The organism is Gordonibacter sp. (assembly GCF_036667095.1).
Lineage (GTDB): Bacteria > Actinomycetota > Coriobacteriia > Coriobacteriales > Eggerthellaceae > Gordonibacter.
Window position 1 is genome coordinate 1 of record NZ_JAVWUP010000232.1, and the last position, 2,165, is coordinate 2,165.

The 2,165-nt window shown below is 60.5% G+C and carries 2 protein-coding genes; one reads left to right on the forward strand and one right to left on the reverse strand.

Translation table 11 applies throughout. From position 1 onward, the window contains the following. On the reverse strand, positions 1-1,400 hold a 1,400-nt coding region (locus tag RR842_RS12900), incomplete at its 3' end, for a LuxR C-terminal-related transcriptional regulator (protein WP_332730015.1). A gap of 256 nt (positions 1,401-1,656) precedes the next feature. Between RR842_RS12900 and RR842_RS12905 the strand changes: the two genes are divergently transcribed. Further along, a partial coding sequence (locus tag RR842_RS12905; protein WP_332730016.1) for an FAD-dependent oxidoreductase occupies positions 1,657-2,165 on the forward strand: 509 nt, incomplete at its 3' end.

Consider the following 2,165-nt stretch of genomic DNA (forward strand, 5'->3'; position numbering starts at 1 on the left):
CGGTAGATATTGCTTACATGGTGCTTCGCTGTCCCCTGCGCAATGGAAAGCTCGTCGCAGATATACCGCACGCTTCGTCCGCGTGCGAGCAGTACCAGCACCTCCGATTCACGCTGGGTCAACCCGCAGGCAGCCACGATGCGGGCGCATTTCTCCTCGACGCTCAGGTCGATGCGGGGGACGGTAGGCAATGCGTACAGCCTGCGCACATCGGTCTCGGTGAAGAACAGCATTCCCACCAACGCAACGGCAAGCGTTCCCAGAAGGAAGGCGTCCGAGCGTAGCGCATCCGACCAAAAACCAGCATTTTGAAGCACATCGGCTGCGGTCGATCCAATAAGGGTTCCTACGCGCGCCGCCAGGATAACCACGCCAAACGTGAGGGCGATAGGCAGTCGGGCGCGAAACGCCACATCGGTCGATACCAGCATCATGAACATATCGAGGCAGTACACGCCCATAATGATCAATCCCACGCCCACAAAGCGCAGCTGTTCACCCAGCAAGAGGATAAGAATGAGCCCGGCCACCATGGCGGGTACGACGGGGCGGTACAGCGTGATAGGCTCGGCATCCGAGGGGGCGATGACCATGCTCAGCGTGATGGCGGCTATTGCTCCGCCGGCAAGCACAAGTGCTTTGGCGATGAAGGCGCTATCCCCGGAACTAAAGGTGTTCGCCAATCCTTGCGAAAGGCCGTACACGATGCTGATAACCAGTATGCTCAGCAGTATCCGCCCAAAGGGGATTGATCGGATGTCCAAGGGCAGCACGGAGGGCGCTCGTCTTGGCTCGCTTCGACAGGCGTACAGCACTGCTGCGGAAATGACCGGCAAGGCCGCGGCGAAGAGGGCCGAGGCAGGTTGGGGCAACAGGTAGCCTATGAAGAACAGTACGAAAGCGAACGTATAGGATGCGTAGAGGTGCCGTCCCACCCGCCCGGTGGCAAGGGCGCTCCACAGCTCGCCCCACATGATAAGTAACAGCGCATTGCCAAGGGCTATGGCGAGGGCTCCCGCAAGGAACAGGGCGAAGCCGCTATTGCCTTGGCCGTGTAAAAGCGCAAAAGGGACGACCAGGGTTCCTAGGGCTGCCAATCCGCCAGCTAGTGCGTAGCTGGAACGTCGCGCGCTGAAGGGCGACAGCTTGCGCGAGGCACCGACAACTACCAGGTAGCCGAGCGTCGTCAGAACCAGCACCCAGATAGTGGTGTTCCCCGCAAACGGGTAGCGGTCCGTCGTGGGCAGCAGGGTGTCGGTGCACATGCTGATCATCCACCATGCCTGCCAGAACCCCAAGCCAAGGAGCTTCCATCCGGAAAACCGCGGCCGTGGCTCTGCCCCTCCTGCCCCTCCTGCCGATCGACGCTCGTGCGGGCGTGCCTGGACCAACTTGTCCATATGGGTCCCTCCCCGTTCCCTCATGAGATGCAAGCGTATCGAAACAGCCCGATCGGCGCAAGCGCGATGCATGGTCCATAACGGCCCATTCTGTGTTTTCCGGTGGAAATGGGCCGAAGCGTTCGATGACGAAAGCGCGACGATCTCGCATGATGTTTGCCGGGAGGAAAAGCTTGCAGCCTTGCCGGGGCAAGCGCATTTCCACTATCGGTGGTGCGGGCGAGGGGTCTGCGCCGTGCACGAAAGGGGTTTTACCATGAGTAAGGAAACCGTTTCAAATGCATTGTTCTCACAGGGAGGATTGTCGCGTCGTGCCTTCCTCGGTCTTGGTGCCACGGCCGCCGTTGCAGCCGGAGCAGCTGGTCTTGCCGGCTGTGCACCGGCACCGAAAAGCGAAGCTGCCAGCGAGGCGAAGGGCGCTTCTGGAACTTCCGCGCAGTACGCATGGGAAGTTGCCCCTGAGCCTATCAAGGACATAAAGCAGACAGTCGATACCGATATCCTCGTGGTTGGTGCCGGTCTGTCAGGCTGCGCTTGCGCCTGTGCTGCGGCCGAGCAGGGCGGCACGGTTACCGTGGTGGAGAAGACGAGCAGCTGGAACGGCCGTGGCGGCGGGTTCGGCACCATCAACTCGCGTTACATGGACGAACTGGACATCAAGGTGGACAAGGTGAACGCCAAACAGCACTGGATCGCCCAGTGCGCCAGCCGTGCGAATGAGGATCTCATCGTCAAGTTCTTCAACCATTCCGAAGAGGCCTCCAA